Origin of the sequence: Pandoraea sp. PE-S2T-3, from assembly GCF_002179965.1 — a bacterium.
GTDB lineage: Bacteria > Pseudomonadota > Gammaproteobacteria > Burkholderiales > Burkholderiaceae > Pandoraea.
Genome location: NZ_NGUQ01000012.1, coordinates 103,303 through 121,071 on the forward strand (window position 1 = coordinate 103,303; position 17,769 = coordinate 121,071).

Below are 17,769 nucleotides of genomic sequence, written 5' to 3' on the forward strand. Positions count from 1 at the left end.
CCCTTACGCTCAGGTCGCGCCTTCCACGTCCTCGAGACTGAACGTCTCGGTGTGGTCGTTGTACGAGAAGATCTCGGCGTAGCGGCCCCAGTTGATGGCCGTATCGAGCGTTTCCTGGGCGAGATCGTCCGACATCGAATCTTCCAGTTCCTGTTCGAAACGCACACGCGGCGCCCGCCCGCCGCGACGCTCCTGCAACACGGCACGAATCTTCGCGGCGAGCGGCACGTGACGCAGCAGATGCTCGGCGAACAGCACCTTGCGCTCCTGCGTGCTTACGTCCACAAAACGCTTGCCGGCCGCCGTCAGCAGCAGGTCGCCTTCCTTGAGTTCGGCAAAGCCCAACTGGTCGAGAATTTCCGCCACCGGGAACAGATCGTCGACTTCGAGCAGCAGCGTCTGCGCGATATCCGGCAAGTCGGCGCGGCCGTTGTAGGGCGGGCCGGCCAGCGCTTCGAGCAGACCGGCCATCAGGTTGGTCGACACTTCGTGCAGCGGGCTCGACAGCTCCAGCGGAATCTTCTGCGTGGTGTGCGCGTTACGGCGCGAGGTCATCAGCGCGTAGATGTCGTCGACCATCTTGCGGAAGGCCGGGTCGAGACGATTACGGCGGTGCGGGAACGGCACCTTGATCTCGGCCACCACGCGCCCCGGATTCGACGACAGCACCAGAATGCGGTCGCACATGAACACGGCTTCTTCAATGTTGTGCGTGACGATCAGGATCGACTTGATCGGCAACTGACGCTGGCTCCACAGGTCGAGCAGGTCGGTACGCAGCGTCTCGGCGGTCAGCACGTCGAGCGCGGAGAACGGCTCGTCCATGAGCAGCAGCGTGGGGTTGACCACCAGCGCACGGGCGAAGCCCACGCGTTGACGCATGCCGCCCGAGAGTTCGCGCGGATAGGCGTTCTCGAAGCCGTCCAGACCGATCAGGTCGATCGCGGCAAGCGCACGCTTGCGGCGCTCTTTCGGCTCGACACCGAGCGCTTCGAGACCGGCTTCCACGTTTTGCAGCACGGTCAGCCACGGGAACAGCGCGAAGGTCTGGAACACCATCGCCACGCCTTCGGGCGGCCCTTCGAGCGGCTCGCCGAGGTAGCGGATGTCGCCCGAGCTGGGCTGGATCAGGCCGGCGATGATGCGCAGCAACGTCGACTTGCCCGAGCCCGAGCGGCCGAGCATGCCGACGATTTCGCCTTCATGCAGTTGCAGGTTCACGCCATCGAGCACCTGACGCTCGTCGCTGCCCTTGCGGAAGCCGCGGCTGACATTGGCGAGCGAGAAGATCTCTTTTCCGACGGTCGGTTGGGTATCGTTCGGCATCACGGTCCCTTCAATTCAGGCGAAGCTTGTTTTCGGCGATGGCGTACATCGGACGCCACAGCAAGCGGTTGAACAGTACGACGAACAGCGCCATCACGGCGATGCCCAGCAGAATGCGCGGATAGTCGCCGGCCGCCGTCGTTTGCGCGATATAGGCGCCCAGACCGTGCGCGGCGAGCTTGTCGTCGCCCCATTGCACGTATTCCGAGACGATGGACGCGTTCCATGCGCCGCCCGAGGCGGTAATCGCGCCCGTCACGTAGTACGGGAAGATGCCCGGCAGCATGATCTGACGCCACCATTGCCAGCCGCGAATGCGGAAGTTGGTGGCGGCTTCCTTGAAATCGTTCGGGAAGGTGGTCGCGCCGGCAATCACGTTGAACAGGATGTACCACTGCGTGCCGAGCACGATCAACGGCGAGAGCCAGATGTCGGGGTTGGCGTGGAAATGCACGATTGCCACCACGAAGATCGGGAACAGCAGGTTCGCCGGGAAGGCCGCGAGGAACTGGGCGAGCGGCTGAATCCGTTCGGCGAGCTTGGGGCGCAGGCCGATCAGCACGCCCAGCGGCACCCACACGACCGACGCCACGGCGATCAGCACCATCACACGCACCAGCGTAATCAGGCCCAGACCGAACACCCGCAGGATTTCGGAAAAGCCGACTTCAGCAAGTACGAAGGCGACGATCTTCCACGCGGCGAACACGCTGAGCACGACCAGCAACGCTGCCCAGATCCAGTCAATGACGCGAGACAGCGGCGAATTCGACTCGGAATGGATGGCCGCCGGCAGCGAGATCGGCATGCGCGCGCGGGCAATCGTGCGCAGCAGCTTGCCGAACGGGCGCAGCAGGTACTGAATCGCACGAGTGCGTTGAATCATGTTCAGCACCCACGACTCGGGGGCGGCCTGCGAGACCGTGTCTTCCAGACGGAATTTGTCCGACCAGGCGACCATCGGGCGGAACAGGAACTGGTCGTAAATCAGGATGACAACCGTCATGGCGAGAATCACCCAGCCCACGGCGTGCAGATCGCGCTGGAGGATGGCGGTGGCCAGATAGGCACCGATGCCCGGCAGCGTGACCGTCTTGTCGCCCACGGTGATGGCTTCGGACGCGACCACGAAGAACCAGCCGCCCGACATGCTCATCATCATGTTCCAGATGAGGCCGGGCATCGAGTAGGGCACGTCGAGCTTCCAGAAACGCTGCCACGGCGAGAGCCGCAGGTTCACCGAGACTTCGGCGAGATCGCGTGGCTGGGTTCGCATCGACTGGTAGAACGAGAACGTCATGTTCCACGCCTGACTCGTGAAGATCGCGAAGATGGCGGCGCACTCGGCACCCAGCACGCGCCCGGGGAAGAGCGCGAGGAAGAACGTCACCGTGAACGAGATGTACCCCAGCACCGGCACCGACTGGAGGATGTCGAGCATCGGTACGAGCAGCTTCTCGGCGCGGCGGCTCTTGGCGGCGAGCGTGCCGTAGATCAGCGTGAAGATCAGCGAGGCGACCATCGCGGCGAGCATGCGCAGCGTGGTGCGTAGCGCGTACTCGGGCAGATTGGACGGGTCAAGCGAGATGACTTCGGTTTGCAGATCGGCCAGCGGTGCCCAAGTCTGGCGAATGCCTGAAGAACTGACCATCAGAAAGCCGATGATGATCGGGAAGGCAATGAAATCCCAGCGATTGGGCAGCAGGCGTCGCGCGGTGGCGGGAATGAACGGTCGGGCTACGCGCGGCATCAGGACCTCGTGATTTTGAGGGGTCGGACGAACAACGGACTCGGCGTCGGCATGCGTCGTGGCAGGGATCGCAGCGGGTTGGTTGCCCGCAAAATTGCCAGCGATCGCGCACGTACACATGGACGGCAGCGGATGCTACCAGATTGACCCGCAAAATGATGTTAAAGCGACCGCATCGGGCTGGCAAACGGCGATCACCATTTGCCGACTGTGGTTTTTATGCTGCACTGCCGCAGTTACGGTTTCGAAGGGTAAGACAGTTTAGATATCTCCGGTGCAGGCCACAAAAATTGTCACATTTACGTTGCTCCCGGATGTGAACTTTGCGTCACTTGGAAGGCCGAATCCCCGCGGCTTGCTTCGTGCCGTGCGGTGGTGTAGTGTGCACCGCTTGTTCGGGCCGCCGGTACTCGATGTACGCCATGTACAAAGGACCGCCTGGCCGACCCGCCCCCAATTTCAAGAACAGTAAGGAAGCGCCGCATGACGACGCCAATGGATGCGCGTTGCGAGCGCGCACGACAACTGAGTGCCGCTGGCCGGCTGGGCGAAGCGATTGCTGAACTGCGCCAGTTGCTCAAACAGGCGCCGGAGTTCCTGCCCGGCCTTGAAGGGCTCGCCTATGTCTCGCTGCGGATGAACGCGTTCGACGCGGCGGCCGATGCGTTCGACCGGATGCTGGCGCTGGTGCCGCAGGCTGGGGCGCAAGTCACTTTCGACGCGGCGATGGCCAGTTTGCAGGCGGGCCGGCCCATGCGTGCCGACGCGCTGTTCGAGTCGGCCGTGCAGCAGTCTCCCGATGTCATCGGTGCGATGCACACGATCGGCATGACCTGGGCGCAGGCGGGCGATAACGCGCGTGCGCTGACCTGGTTCGAGCGCACCGCCGCCAAGGCCCCTGCGCTGTGGCAAGCCCACTTCAACCGTGGCCGTGCACTGGGTGCACTGGGCCGGTACGACGAAGAAATCGATGCCTACCGGCTCGCCAACGCCATTGCGCCGCAGCAGCCCGACCCGCTGGTCAATCTCGGCGTGGCGCTGCGCGAGCGGCACGCTTTCCAAGACGCCTTGCAGTGCTTCACCCAAGCCGTGAAATCGTCGCCGGAACACGCGGGCGCCCGTACCAATCGTGCGCAGACGAATCTGTTGCTCGGCGACTTCGAGCACGGCTGGCGTGACTATGAATGGCGTTGGCTCGATGGCGGGCAAACGCGCCGCTTCCCCGATCGGCTGTGGGATGGCCGTGCGCCGCTGGCGGGCAAGAAAGTCTTTGTTTATAGCGAGCAGGGTTTTGGCGACACGCTACAGTTCGTGCGCTTCGTGCCTCGGCTGGTGGAGCTGGGCGCGCAGGTGATGCTCTGCGTGCAGGCGCCGCTCGTCACGCTGCTGGGCGGTTTTGCGCGTGGCGTGACGGTGCTGGGCGAGCATATGCCGGTGCCGTCGTTCGACTGGCAGATGCCGTTGCTCAGCCTGCCGTATTTGCTCGGCGTCGGCGGTGACGTGAGCAGTGGGCACATGCCTTATGTGCGCTCAAGTGCGGCGCGCGAAATGATCTGGCGCTCGATGCTCGGGGCGAAACCGGCGGGCGAAGTGCGCGTGGGCTTTGCCTGGCGCCCGCGTCCGTTTCCGCCGAATCGCGATGTCGGCCTCGATCACTGGAAGCCGGTGTTCGCCACTGGCGCAAAGTTCTTTTCCTTGCAAGTGGACGCGACCGACGAGGAGCGCGCGCAACTGGCCACGCACGCCAACGTGCGCGACATCGGCGCGAAGCTCAGCGATTTTGCCGAGACGGCGGCCGTCATTGCGCAGATGGACGTGGTGATTACGGCGGACACCGCCGTGGCACACGTGGCAGGGGCGCTTGGCAAACCGGTGTGGGTGTTGCTCAACCACACGCCTGACTGGCGCTGGCAACTGACGCGGCGCGACAGCGAGTGGTACCCGTCGGCAGCGCTTTATCGCCAGCCGCAGCGCGGCGACTGGGATGCGGTGATGGCGCAGGTGAGTGCGGATCTGGATGCCGTCGCGACGAACGCGAAGGCGGAGTCGGTCGCGGGTTGAGCTCAACGATGGCCGCATTCGGCCATTGATCCATTCAACCGGCCACTCGGGCAGGCCGCCTTGACGGCCGCCCGGGTCAGCCGATATCGCTTTGATCGACCTCTTCGTCGCGCATGCGGGTGTAGATGTTCCAGCACGCGATGAAGAGGGCGGCGATGAGCGGGCCGATCACGAACCCGGTCAGCCCGATGAGCGACATGCCGCCGAGCGTGGAGATCAGTACCACCCAGTCGGGCAGCTTGGTGTCTTTGCCCACGAGGATCGGGCGCAGCACGTTGTCGACCAGACTGACGATGGTGCCGCAGAAGGCGAAGAGGATGACCCCGCGCCAGATATCGCCCGAGAGAAACAGCCACACGCCCACGGGCACCCACACGAAGGCCGCGCCCACGGCCGGCAGCAGTGACAGAAACGCCATCACCACGGCGGCGAGCACGTACCCCTGAATTCCCAACACCGCGAAGATGAAGCCGCCGAGCACGCCCTGTGCTACGGCCACGGCGATGTTGCCCTTCACCGTGGCACGCACGACCGTCGTGAACTGCTTGAGCAACTGCGTCTTGTGACGCTCGTCGAGCGGAATGGCGCGGCGGATGATCACGCCCAGCACGATACCGTCACGTAGCAGGAAGAACAGCAGATAGAGCATCACGCCGAAGCTGACGAGCAATTGCGCCGTGTTCTGACCGATGCTTAGCAGGTAGACGGCCACGAAGCGGCCGATCTGCGCGGCACCGTCGCCGAGTTTCAGCTGCATGGCCGTGACGTCCTGTATCCCGGCCAGATCCATGATCCGGTGCACGCTCAGGGGCAGGCGGTCGAGCAGCCCCTGAAACGCGATGGTGAGTTGCGGCAGGTCGGTGCGAAAGCGCACGATGGCCGTGCCGATTTCCTGCGTGAGCATGCCGACGATCAGCGTGAGCGGCAGGATCACGATGATCAGGATCAGTGACAGGGTGACGAGGGCGGCCAGATTCTTGCGTCCCCGCATACGAAGCTCGATGCGGCGCTGAATCGGCTGGAACAGCACGGCCAGAATCGTTCCCCAGAAGACGGCGCCGAACAGCGGAAACAGAATCCACACGAAGGCGATCGTCACGGCGAACAGCAGGAGATGGAAGAACTTGCGCTGCTCGCTACGGCTTGACATGAGATTTCCTCGAAGCGGCTGGGGGTGTCAACGGCTCGGCGGAGGTGTCACGCGTCGTACGCGTGGCACTCGCCGTAGCTGACGTAACCGTTGTCGTTGCCGTTGCCGTTGTCGTCGGCGTCGGTGCGGTCGTCGGCTTACGTGTCGTTATATCAGACTCGGATGGTGTCGCCGCGAGCGCGGCCGCTTCCTGCATGATCTGGTGGACGAGCGGATGACCTTCGCCGCGCCGTGAGCGAATCGCGTGAATTTCTTCGTGCACGCCTTGCGGCCGTCCGAGCCAACGCAGGCCGCGCAGTACCGACACGTCGCCCGCGCCGGCTTCGCTCAGCGGAAAGACGCCCATGCCGCGCGTGGCGAAGACCGCCATCAACGCGCTGTCTTCGAATTCGCCGATGATGTTCGGACGTATGGCTTGGGCTTCGAACCATTGGTCGAGGCGCGCCCGCAGGGCCGAATGTCCGGTGGGCATCAGGACGGGGAGTTCGGTGAGGCACTGCGGAAAGTGTTCGCGTGAGGTGTTGCGCACGAGCGACGCGGGGCCGTACCAGTCGACGGGGGATTCGATAAGGCGTTCGCTCGCGAGCCGCAGCGTGGGGTTGTAGGGGGCGGGCTGGCTGGCGAGTACGAGATCGAGCTTGTGCAGGGCGAGTTCGGCGAGCAGTTGTTCGTGCTCGCCTTCATGGCAGACAAGCCGCAGCGAGGGGGTGGCGAGTACTGGTGCGAGCAGGGCGTGGGCGGCGAGTTTCGAAATCCCGTCCGAGAGACCGACCGCCAGACGTGCGACGCGACCGCTGGCGGCTTCGCGGACTTCGTCAGGGATCGACTGTCCGAGCCGGAAGATTTCTTCCGCGCGCCGGAATGCGGCTTGGCCGGGTTCGGTCATGGTCACGCCGCGCCCGAGCGGTTTGAGCAACTGGTGGCCCAGCGACTTTTCCAGCTCGCGAACCTGGGCGCTGATCGTCTGCACGGCCATGTCGAGGCGCTCGGCGGCCCTTGCGAAGCCTCCCTCCTTGACGACGACCCAGAAATAGTAAAGATGACGGTAGTTCAACATAAAGCGGCAACTTCGAAAAAACCGAACTAAGGTGAAGTATATAGCTGGTTTTTGCGAAACATGAGTTCGACGATGATGCTGACCTGAACCCGCGTGATGCGATGTTGGCGGGACAACAAACGAAATCGGGGCGGCTGGCGAGAGTGGTTGGCGGCGCGATTTCGATAACTCTACGGAAACTCTGGCGCACTTATGGACTATCTGCTTGCTTTGGCGGCCGACCCGGCGGTATGGGCGGCGCTCGTTACGCTGGTGGTGATGGAGGTCGTGCTTGGCATCGACAACCTGATCTTCATTTCGATCTTGACCAACAAGTTGCCGTTGTCGATGCGCGCGCGCACGCAGCGCATGGGCATTGCGTTGGCGTTGGTGATGCGTCTGGCGTTGCTGGGCACGGTGGCCTGGATTGCCAAGCTGACCACGCCGCTGTTCGAGTTGTTCGATCACGGTTATTCGTGGCGCGACCTGATTTTGATTTCAGGCGGTCTGTTCTTGGTGTGGAAGGCGACCAAGGAGATGCACCATCACGTGGCGTCCGGCACAGGCGATGAGTCGCACGCTGAGACGGGCTCGGCGGCTGGCGCGGTGGTGACGATCACGGCGAAGGCGGCTGTGATCCAGATTCTGGTGCTGGACCTGGTGTTCTCGATCGACAGTATCGTGACGGCGGTGGGCATGACGGAGCACATCCCGATCATGTTTATTGCGGTGATTGCTGCGGTGACGGCGATGTTGTTCATGGCGGGGCCGCTCTCGCGATTCATCGCAGCGAACCCGACCGTGATCATGCTGGCGCTGGGCTTCCTGCTGGTGATCGGTATGACGCTGATTGCCGAAGGCATGGGATCGCACATACCGAAGGGCTACATCTACGCAGCCATGGCATTCTCGGCGTTCGTTGAAGGCCTGAACATGCTGACGCGTCGTGCCAAAGCGCGACGCGACGTGGAGAAGGCGCGCGTAGTGGAGTGACCTGTGCCCGGCGATACGCAACATGTATGACGTGCGTGTCGAAGGCTGACTGACGTCACGTCGCTGCGATATCGGGTGAATTGCGGGTGAAGTGAACAAGGCGGTGCCGATGAGAATCGGCGCCGCTTTTTCGTTTGGGCGATGCGATTGAAGAGTTCGCTTTTTACGAAGTTGATTGAATGGAAATGCAGGTTTTTCGGGATGCCGCTGACCGATACATTGAGGACGTTGTCTTTTACGTGACGGAGCGAAACGATGAAATGTCCTGTGTGCAGTACCCCGGATCTGTTGATGACGGAGCGTCAGGGAGTGGAGATCGATTACTGCCCGATCTGCCGAGGCGTGTGGCTGGACCGTGGCGAGCTGGACAAGCTGATCGAGCGCACGGACGGGAGCGCGACAATGCCGGCGCATCTGACCCGCAACGGCGATCGAGGGGACAGAGGCGAGCGTCGGGATAGCGACGAGCGCGGCCAGCACATCGAGCGCGAGTATCGCAAGGAGAGCCAGAGCCACGGCTTCGGCCATAACGGCGAACAGCGCCGCGACGCCCACTACGGTCACGACGACCGCCGCCGCCACTACGATCAGCCAAGAAAAAAGAAGTCGCTGTTTGAGATGTTCGACTTTGATTGATACGGAGGGGAAGTGAGGTAATCGCAGACAGCGCACTCGCACATGCGCAGACGAAGAAAAAGCCGCTGATCCTTTCGGAACAGCGGCTTTTTACATCTGGTGGCGAATCAGGGACTCGAACCCCGGACCTGCGGATTATGATTCCGTCGCTCTAACCAACTGAGCTAATTCGCCGTAGAAAAAGATTATATGAAGGCCACCTTGGGCTGTCAACAGGTTTTTACGAGAAGATGAAAATAACCGCCTCAGCCCTCATCGCCTCCCGTCGCACAAAAAGACAACGCCGGTACCCGAAGGCACCGGCGTTGACGATCCATTCAACCTGTCTGGCAGGTCACGCCGTTAGTCGTTGGCGTAGATATCGACGTCCTTCGTCTCCTTGATGAAGAGCATGCCGATGACGAACGTGATCAGCGCGATGACGATCGGGTACCACAGGCCGGAGTAGATATTGCCCTTGGCCGCCACGATGGCGAACGCGGTTGCCGGCAGGAAGCCGCCGAACCAGCCGTTACCAATGTGATACGGCAGCGACATCGACGTGTAGCGAATGCGCGTCGGGAACATCTCGACCAGCATCGCCGCAATCGGGCCGTACACCATCGTCACGAAGATCACCAGAATCGCAAGCAGAATCACGACCATCGGCTTGTTCATCTGCGCCGGATCAGCCTTCGGCGGATAACCATCCGCCTTGAGCGTCGACGACATGTCGGTCTCGAACGCCTTGGTCTTGTCCTTCGCGTCCGCTGCCTTGCCGTCCACCGACTGGATCACCTTGTCGCCAATCTTCACCGTCGTCATCGTGCCCGCCGGTGCCGCCTGGTTCTCATAGTTCAAACCTGCGCGCGACAGATAGCTCTTCGCGATATCGCACGAACTGGTGAACTTCGACGTACCCACCGGGTTGAACTGGAACGAGCACTCGTTCGGATCGGCGATCACCGTGATCGGCGAACGTGCCGTTGCCGCTTCCAGCGCCGGGTTGGCGTAGTGCGTCAGTGCCTTGAAGATCGGGAAGTACAGCAGTGCCGCGAGCAGGCAGCCGGCCATGATGATCGGCTTGCGGCCAATCTTGTCCGACAACGCGCCGAAGAACACGAAGAACGGGCTGCCGATCAACAGACCCAACGCCACCATGATGTTGGCGGTGTTGCCGTCGACCTTGAGCACCTGTGTCATGAAGAACAGCGAATAGAACTGGCCCGTGTACCACACGACTGCCTGACCCGCGGTCAAGCCGACCAGCGCCAGAATCACGATCTTCAGGTTCTTCCACTCACCGAACGATTCCTTGAGCGGTGCCTTCGAGCCCTTGCCCTCAGCCTTCATGCGCTGGAACGCCGGCGATTCGCTCAGTTGCAGGCGAATCCACAGCGAGATCAGCAGCAGCACGATCGACAGCACGAACGGAATGCGCCAGCCCCACTCACCGAACGCTTCTTCGCCCATCACCATACGCGTGCCGAGAATGACCAGCAGCGAGAGGAACAGACCGAGCGTGGCCGTCGTCTGAATCCACGACGTGTAGAAGCCACGACGACCGTGCGGGGCATGCTCGGCCACATACGTGGCAGCACCACCGTATTCGCCGCCGAGAGCCAGGCCCTGCAACAGACGCATCGCGATGAAGATCACCGGCGCGGCAATGCCCCACGACGTGTAGCCCGGCAGCAAGCCGACGACCAGCGTGGACAGACCCATCAACGTGATGGTCACGAGGAACGTATATTTGCGGCCGACCATGTCACCGATGCGGCCGAACACGATGGCGCCAAACGGACGCACCGCGAAGCCTGCTGCAAACGACAGCAGCGTAAAGATGAATGCCGCAGTCGGGTTGATGCCCGAGAAAAAGTGCCGGCTGATGAAGGCGGCCAGCGAACCGGCCAGATAAAAGTCGTACCACTCGAACACCGTGCCCAGCGACGACGCGAAGATGACCTTGCGTTCCTCTTTGGTCATCGGCGCATGCGTAGTGGCTGTCGTTGCAGTAGCCATGCGGTTGTCTCCTGTAATGTAAGCACGCCCCTGGGTCGTGCCCGGGCCGTTGCAACTGATTATTGGAGTGCAACCTTACCGCCGTCTGACGCCAAACTGACTCGAAGCTTACGTTGCTAGGGACTTACCCTCGTCTTTGCCCCGAAATTGACGGTTTTGGACGCATTTTCGTCAGGCATCCGGGTTTTCGATAGGGTCCCCAAGGGGCAGGGTGACGCGTATCAATGTGCCCGTTGCTTCGGGATGCTGTGCGTCGACATGGTCGAGCACATTCACATCGCCACGATGGATCTGCACGATCTCGCGCACGATCGCGAGCCCCAGTCCGCTGCCGTCGCTGTCGCTGCCGAGAATGCGATAGAAGCGCTCGAACACGCGCGGCCGCTCCGCCGCCGGAATGCCCGGCCCGGTGTCTTCGACTTCCAGATGCACGAAGCCATCCGACGCTTCATGACGCAGCCGCACGGTGACCTTGCCGCCCGCCGGTGTGTAGCGAATCGCGTTGTCGATCAGGTTGTTGAGCAACTCGCGCAGCATCACGGGCTGGCCCGACAGTTGCACGGGGAACGGCGGCTCCTCGAAGCCCAGATCGATGCGCTTGGCGAATGCGGCCTGAAACCAGTCCTGCATCGCATTGCGTGCCAGCACGCTGAGATTGACCGGCGTGAACGCGGCCGCATCGTTCGCGCTGTTTTCTGCGCGGGCCAGTGCCAGCAACTGATTGACGAGGCGTGCTGCCTGCTCGGAACTCACGGCGATCTGCGAGAGCGAGCGGCGCAATTCGTCGGGCGATGTTTGCCGCAACGCCAGCTCGGCTTGCATGCGCAGCCCCGCGAGCGGCGTCTTCAATTGATGGGCGGCGTCGGCGATGAAGCGCTGCTGGAGCTTCATGTTTGTCTCAAGCCGCCCCAGCAGATCGTTCAGCGAATTCACGAGCGGGGCAATCTCCGGCGGCGCTTGCCGGGCTTCGAGTGGCGAGAGATCGTCGGGACGCCGAGCGCGAATGTGTTCCTGCAACGCATGCAACGGGGCGAGGCCGCGCGACAGCCCGAACCAGACAAGCACGATGGCCAGCGGCAGGATGACGAACTGCGGCAGGATCACGCCCTTGATGATTTCGTTCGCCAGTTGGCTGCGCTTGTCGAGTGTCTCGGCCACTTGAACGAGCGCCATGCCGCCTTTCGGTTCGAGACGCGGCAGATCGACATAAGTGAACGCTACGCGAATGTCGTTGCCACCGAGGGTTTCGTCGCGAAATTGCACGACACCCGGCTGCGGGCGGTCGTCTTCATGAGGCAGCGGCAAGTCGGCGGTGCCGGCTACGAGTTCGCCCTTCGCGCCAAGTACCTGAAAGTAGACGCTGTCGGTCGCGTCGGCGCGCAGTAGATCGCGCGCGGGCATGGGCAGCGTCAACGTGACTTGTCCGCGATCGGTATGGACCTGCTGGGCAAGCACGTAAGTGTTGGTTTCGAGGGCGCGATCAAAGGGGCCGTTGGCAATCGACTTGGCGACGAGATACGTCACCGCAATGCTCATCGGCCAGAGCAGCAGCAGCGGCGCGAGCATCCAGTCGAGAATCTCGCCGAACAGCGAGCGGGGCGGGGGCTCGGCTTCGCGCTCGAGCGGCGCGCCGAAGCCGGGGCGCGTGAAGGGATCGGCGTAAGGGTCGAACGGGTCGGTGCTGTCGGCCGAGTCGAGCGACGGTTCTTCGATGTCGGGCGGGAAGGCGTCGTCGTATGCCGAACTTGACGAACTTGACGAACTTGACGAACGCGACGGCCGAGAGCCGCCCGCCGTGTTCGCCGTGTTGGCATCGCGATGATGACGAAGACTCAGGCGCATAAAACCTCGGAATTTCTGGCGGGCCTTGCGTCTCTGAAGGCGCTGGTGTCCGGCCGGTGACGCTTGGCGGTCATCACGCCGGGTTCACTTGATCTGCGGCCGTCGTCCGGGTGGCATCCCGTGGGGCAGATCGCGTCACACCCCCGCGTCGCACCCCATCACGCCGCATTGGCAGGCGCGGTGGCGGGTTTTTCCAGACAGTAGCCCAGTCCGCGGATCGTCGCAATGCGCACGCCACTCGGCTCGATCTTCTTGCGCAGCCGGTGCATGTACACCTCGATGGCGTTGTTGCTCACCTCTTCGCCCCAGCCGCACAGATGGTCGACGAGCTGCTCCTTCGAGACGAGCCGGCCGGTGCGCAGCAGCAGCACTTCGAGCAGTTCGAGCTCGCGCGCCGACAGATCCAGCATCTGCTCATGAATATAGGCAGTGCGCCCGACCTGATCGAAACTGAGCGGGCCGTGCCGGATCACGGTCGAGCCGCCGCCCGCGCCGCGTCGCGTAAGCGCTCGCACGCGCGCTTCGAGTTCGGCGAGCGCAAACGGCTTCGCCATATAGTCGTCGGCGCCGAGATCGAGCCCTTTCACGCGCGCATCGACGCTGTCCGACGCGGTCAGGATCAATACAGGCAAATGGGAATTTCGTGCGCGCAACCGGCGCAGGACTTCGTGGCCAGGCAGGCGGGGCAAACCAAGATCGAGAATCAGCAGATCGAACGTCTGGGCGGACAGCGCGGAGTCGGCTTCGAGCCCGGTTTTGACGTGATCGACGGCGTAGCCTCCCTGACGCAGCGAGCGGGTCAGGGCGTCAGCCAGAATGCTGTCATCCTCTGCGATGAGAATTCGCATGGGCGTGATAGGCTTGTTAGGCACCGGAGCCTGACGGCTGCGGCGTGTCTCCTGTGATGTTGCGGCGCGTGGTTCGCGGCTTTTTTTGTCGTTTCGGCGCTTTCGGACAACAGGCACTTGCCAAAAGCACTGTTTTTTATACAGTGCTGGCATTCACGCCTCACTCGAGCCGTCTCGCTCATCATATCAAAGGACGATTCATGGAAGAAAGCAAGAAAGGGTCTGCCAATCTGTCGGCCGAGAAGGGCAAGGCGCTCGCCGCTGCCCTCGCGCAGATCGAAAAGCAATTCGGCAAGGGCTCGATCATGCGTCTGGGCGACAGCGAGGTCGAAGCTGACATCCAGGTCGTCTCGACCGGCTCGCTGGGTCTGGACATCGCGCTCGGCGTCGGTGGCCTGCCGCGCGGCCGTGTGATCGAAATCTACGGCCCGGAATCGTCGGGCAAGACGACGCTCACGCTGCAAGTCGTGGCGGAAATGCAAAAGATCGGCGGTACCTGCGCGTTCATCGACGCAGAACACGCCCTCGACGTCGGCTACGCCAGCAAGCTGGGCGTATCGGTCCCGGAACTGCTGATTTCGCAGCCGGACACCGGTGAACAAGCATTGGAAATCGCCGACGCGCTGGTGCGTTCGGGCTCGATCGACCTCATCGTGATCGACTCGGTGGCGGCCCTGGTGCCGAAGGCCGAAATCGAAGGCGAAATGGGCGACTCGCTGCCGGGCCTGCAAGCCCGTCTGATGTCGCAGGCGCTGCGCAAGCTCACCGGCACGATCAAGCGGACGAACTGCACGGTCATCTTCATCAACCAGATCCGGATGAAGATCGGCGTGATGTTCGGTAACCCGGAAACGACGACGGGCGGTAACGCGCTGAAGTTCTACGCCTCGGTGCGTCTGGACATCCGCCGTATCGGTTCGATCAAGAAGGGCGACGAAGTCGTTGGTAACGAAACCCGCGTGAAGGTCGTCAAGAACAAAGTGGCGCCGCCGTTCCGCGAAGCCATCTTCGACATCTTGTACGGTCAGGGCATCTCGCGCGAAGGCGAAATCATCGATCTGGGCGTGACCGCGAAGATCGTCGAGAAGTCGGGCGCCTGGTATAGCTACAACGGCGAGAAGATCGGCCAAGGTAAGGACAACGCGCGCGAATTCCTGCGTGAAAATCCTGACATCGGCCACGAGATCGAAAACAAGGTGCGTGCATCGCTCGGCGTGACGGCGATCAACGAGACCGGCGAGATCGAAGCAGACGACGAGGTCTGATGACCCCCGAGTCAATACGGCAACGCGACGCTGATAGGCGTCGCGTTGCCGTTTTTGTTTGTCGTTTTGCTTTTGCCGTTCTGGTCTCGTTTTGGTCTCGTTCTAGTCCTATCCGCGCGCTCTCTTCATGATCAATCGACGTCCTCCCCGCAACTCGCAAGATCCGCCGCCTCCGCCGGGTGACGACGCGGTGGCGGTCAAGCGCTCGCGAAAACCGGTGCTCAGTCTCAAAGGCCGCGCCATGGGCTATCTGTCGCGTCGGGAATACAGCCGTGCGGAATTGCGCCGCAAGCTGATGCCGTACGCCGATGCCGAGGACCCCGAAGCACTGGATCGTCTGCTCGACACGCTTGAGGCCGAACGCTGGTTGTCCAACGAGCGGTTTGCGGAAAGTGTGGTGCACCGCCGGTCGTCGCGGCTCGGTACGTCGCGCATCGTCGGCGAACTCAAACAACATCAGGTCGACCCGGACACCGTCTCCGCGCTGGCCGAGCAATTGCGCGAGACTGAGTTGTCCCGCGCGCGTGCCGTCTGGCAACGCAAGTTCGGCGAAGTTGCCACCACCCCCGAGGCGCGCGCCAAGCAGATGCGCTTTCTCGCATCGCGTGGCTTTTCGCGTACCGTTATCAGCAAAATCGTACGGGGCGCCGACGAATTCCCGGACGACGACTGAGCCGCATCCGGCGAGCGCAAAAAATGTTTCTCATGAATAGGCGGCCATTCATCGGCAATGTGCGCCGTTCGTGAGGGCTTGCGAGGCACGTCACGTGACGTATGACGCGGCACGGCAACTCGCATGACACCTTGGTTGCGCGCTTATCGGGTTGTGGCGTCGCACCATGCTCGCCGCGACCTCGAAATTCGCATAACCCGACCGATGGGTCGGGTAATCGAGCCTTATGCAGCGGGCGTCTGCTGCACTGCGGCAGAAGACTTCGTGGCCTATGCTAGAATCAAGGTCTTTCTGCGTTCATGCATTGCACACTCTCGCATGCCGCTCTCTGAGCCCGCCCCTCGTACCCTGCGTCACCGCCGCACGATCGCTGTCGAAGCGTATTCGCGTGAGGATGGCCTATGGGACATCGAAGCCCGTCTGACCGATCACAAAGATCGGGATTTTGCATTGGCAACGGGCCTTCGCAAGGAGGGCACGCCGATCCACGAGCTGTGGCTACGCTTGACGATCGACGAAGATTTCGAGGTGCATGACGCCGAAGCCGTCTCTGACTGGGTGCCATATCCTGGCATTTGCGATCAGATCGGCCCCGAATACCGTCAGTTGATCGGTCTTAACCTGCGCCGCGGCTTCCGCCATGGTGTGCGCGAGCGACTCGCCGGCGCGGCAGGCTGTACGCATCTGACCGAACTTTGTAGTGTCCTGCCCACGGCAGCGATTCAGGCCTTCGCCGGTGTTGTCATCCATACACCGGACACTGCGGCCAATGACACCGAAAACACGGTGCCTCCTTTCCAACTCGGACATTGTCACGCCTTGCGGTTTGATGGCGAGGCAGTGCGCCGGTTTTACCCGCGCTGGTTCAACGGCCGCGCAAACGATCGAGCGAACGAGCCCACGACGCCCGCCACTACCGAAGCGGTGCGCGATGGTGCCTCGACTCGCAAGCTCGAACCCAAACTTCCAACTCAGCAAGAAGGGAATCACGCATGAAGATTCATGAGTATCAAGGCAAGGAAATCCTCCGGAAATTCGGAGTCGCGGTGCCCCGCGGCATTCCGGCTTATTCCGTGGATGAGGCCGTGAAGGCAGCCGAAGAACTCGGCGGTCCGGTTTGGGTGGTCAAGGCCCAGATTCACGCAGGCGGTCGCGGTAAGGGCGGTGGCGTGAAGGTGGCCAAGTCGCTCGAGCAAGTGCGCGAGTACGCCAACCAGATCCTCGGTATGCAACTGGTCACGCACCAGACCGGTCCGGAAGGCCAAAAGGTCAACCGCCTGTATATCGAAGAAGGCGCGGACATCAATAACGAACTGTACGTCAGCCTCGTGGTTGACCGCGTCACGCAGAAGATCGTGATGATGGGTTCGAGCGAAGGCGGCATGGACATCGAAGAAGTTGCCGAAAAGCATCCGGAACTGATTCACCACGTTGTCATCGATCCGTCGGCCGGTCTGACCGACGCGCAAGCCGACGACTTCGCCAAGAAGATCAGCGTCCCCGACGCTTCGATCCCGCAAGCCCGCGCGATCCTGCAAGGTCTGTACAAGGCCTTCTGGGAAACCGACGCATCGCTGGCCGAAATCAACCCGCTGAACGTGTCGAGCAACGGCACGGTCACGGCACTGGACGCCAAGTTCAACTTCGATTCGAACGCCCTGTTCCGTCACCCGGAAATCGTCGCGTACCGCGATCTGGACGAAGAAGATCCGGCTGAAGTCGAAGCCTCGAAGTTCGATCTGGCCTACATCTCGCTCGACGGCAACATCGGCTGTCTGGTGAACGGTGCCGGTCTGGCCATGGCCACGATGGACACCATCAAGCTGTTCGGCGGCGAGCCGGCCAACTTCCTGGACGTGGGCGGTGGGGCCACGACGGAGAAGGTGACCGAAGCGTTCAAGATCATGCTGAAGAACCCGAACCTGACCGCGATCCTGGTCAACATCTTCGGCGGCATCATGCGCTGCGACGTGATCGCCGAAGGCGTGATCGCTGCATCGAAGGCCGTTTCGCTGAAGGTGCCGCTGGTCGTGCGCATGAAGGGCACGAACGAAGACCTGGGCAAGAAGATGCTCGCCGAATCCGGCCTGCCGATCATCGCCGCAGACAGCATGGAAGAAGCTGCCCAGAAGGTTGTTGCAGCTGCCAAAGGCAACTAACTAACTGTCTAAGCCGCAGCGGCGCACCG

Annotated in this window: 13 protein-coding genes, 1 tRNA gene and 1 pseudogene; 7 read left to right on the plus strand and 8 right to left on the minus strand. The window is 62.2% G+C overall.

Annotated elements, in window-relative coordinates:
- Positions 1-9: 9 nt before the first annotated feature.
- Both CDV46_RS08960 and CDV46_RS08965 read right to left on the minus strand, forming a co-directional pair.
- The gene (locus CDV46_RS08960) at positions 10-1,326 is read right to left on the minus strand and encodes an ABC transporter ATP-binding protein (RefSeq protein WP_087686444.1); all 1,317 of its coding nucleotides are present in this window, start codon (positions 1,324-1,326) and stop codon (positions 10-12) included.
- Between the two features lie 10 nt (positions 1,327-1,336).
- Positions 1,337-3,076 (minus strand): ABC transporter permease, encoded by a 1,740-nt coding sequence (locus CDV46_RS08965; RefSeq protein ID WP_058376084.1) that lies wholly within the window; start codon positions 3,074-3,076, stop codon positions 1,337-1,339.
- Positions 3,077-3,559: 483 nt separating this feature from the next.
- On the opposite strand from CDV46_RS08965, the gene CDV46_RS08970 reads away from it, so the two are divergent.
- Positions 3,560-5,137, plus strand: a complete 1,578-nt coding sequence (locus tag CDV46_RS08970) for a tetratricopeptide repeat protein (RefSeq protein WP_087722354.1) — start codon at positions 3,560-3,562, stop codon at positions 5,135-5,137.
- A 76-nt stretch (positions 5,138-5,213) separates the two neighbouring features.
- On the opposite strand, the gene CDV46_RS08975 is transcribed toward CDV46_RS08970, so the two are convergent.
- Both CDV46_RS08975 and CDV46_RS08980 read right to left on the minus strand, forming a co-directional pair.
- On the minus strand, positions 5,214-6,287 hold the full coding sequence (locus tag CDV46_RS08975; RefSeq protein ID WP_087686446.1) for an AI-2E family transporter: 1,074 nt from the start codon (positions 6,285-6,287) through the stop codon (positions 5,214-5,216).
- A 184-nt stretch (positions 6,288-6,471) separates the two neighbouring features.
- A pseudogene (locus CDV46_RS08980) lies at positions 6,472-7,344 on the minus strand (LysR family transcriptional regulator); the annotation flags it as partial.
- Positions 7,345-7,536: 192 nt separating this feature from the next.
- Here CDV46_RS08980 and CDV46_RS08985 point away from each other — a divergent pair.
- A complete protein-coding gene (locus CDV46_RS08985; RefSeq protein WP_087686448.1) occupies positions 7,537-8,316 on the plus strand; it encodes a TerC family protein in 780 nt (259 codons plus the stop codon).
- 255 nt (positions 8,317-8,571) lie between these two features.
- Entirely contained in the window at positions 8,572-8,952 is a 381-nt protein-coding gene (locus CDV46_RS08990; protein ID WP_087722355.1) for a TFIIB-type zinc ribbon-containing protein, read from the plus strand.
- Between the two features lie 97 nt (positions 8,953-9,049).
- On the opposite strand, the gene CDV46_RS08995 is transcribed toward CDV46_RS08990, so the two are convergent.
- The 4 genes from CDV46_RS08995 to CDV46_RS09010 form a co-directional block, all read right to left on the minus strand.
- Positions 9,050-9,126: transfer RNA gene (locus CDV46_RS08995), tRNA-Met, on the minus strand.
- Positions 9,127-9,294: 168 nt separating this feature from the next.
- Positions 9,295-10,953, minus strand: coding sequence for an MFS transporter (locus CDV46_RS09000; protein WP_087686450.1), 1,659 nt, complete (start codon positions 10,951-10,953; stop codon positions 9,295-9,297).
- A 171-nt stretch (positions 10,954-11,124) separates the two neighbouring features.
- On the minus strand, positions 11,125-12,795 hold the full coding sequence (locus tag CDV46_RS09005; RefSeq protein ID WP_087722356.1) for a sensor histidine kinase: 1,671 nt from the start codon (positions 12,793-12,795) through the stop codon (positions 11,125-11,127).
- A gap of 158 nt (positions 12,796-12,953) precedes the next feature.
- Positions 12,954-13,643 carry a response regulator transcription factor gene (locus tag CDV46_RS09010; protein WP_058376078.1) on the minus strand — a complete coding sequence of 230 codons (690 nt, stop codon included), beginning with the start codon at positions 13,641-13,643 and terminating at the stop codon, positions 12,954-12,956.
- 200 nt (positions 13,644-13,843) lie between these two features.
- Here CDV46_RS09010 and recA point away from each other — a divergent pair, with 200 nt between their 5' ends.
- From recA to sucC, 4 genes are all read left to right on the plus strand, one after another.
- Positions 13,844-14,908, plus strand: coding sequence for a recombinase RecA (gene recA / locus CDV46_RS09015; RefSeq protein WP_058376077.1), 1,065 nt, complete (start codon positions 13,844-13,846; stop codon positions 14,906-14,908).
- A gap of 127 nt (positions 14,909-15,035) precedes the next feature.
- Positions 15,036-15,581, plus strand: a complete 546-nt coding sequence (gene recX, locus CDV46_RS09020; protein ID WP_087722357.1) for a recombination regulator RecX — start codon at positions 15,036-15,038, stop codon at positions 15,579-15,581.
- Positions 15,582-15,704: 123 nt separating this feature from the next.
- Complete coding sequence (locus CDV46_RS09025; protein ID WP_441339319.1) at positions 15,705-16,577, plus strand: DUF2889 domain-containing protein; 873 nt, start codon at positions 15,705-15,707, stop codon at positions 16,575-16,577.
- Positions 16,574-17,740 (plus strand): ADP-forming succinate--CoA ligase subunit beta, encoded by a 1,167-nt coding sequence (gene sucC, locus CDV46_RS09030; protein WP_058376074.1) that lies wholly within the window; start codon positions 16,574-16,576, stop codon positions 17,738-17,740. Before CDV46_RS09025 ends, sucC begins: the two co-directional genes overlap by 4 nt.
- The last annotated feature ends 29 nt before the right edge of the window (positions 17,741-17,769 follow it).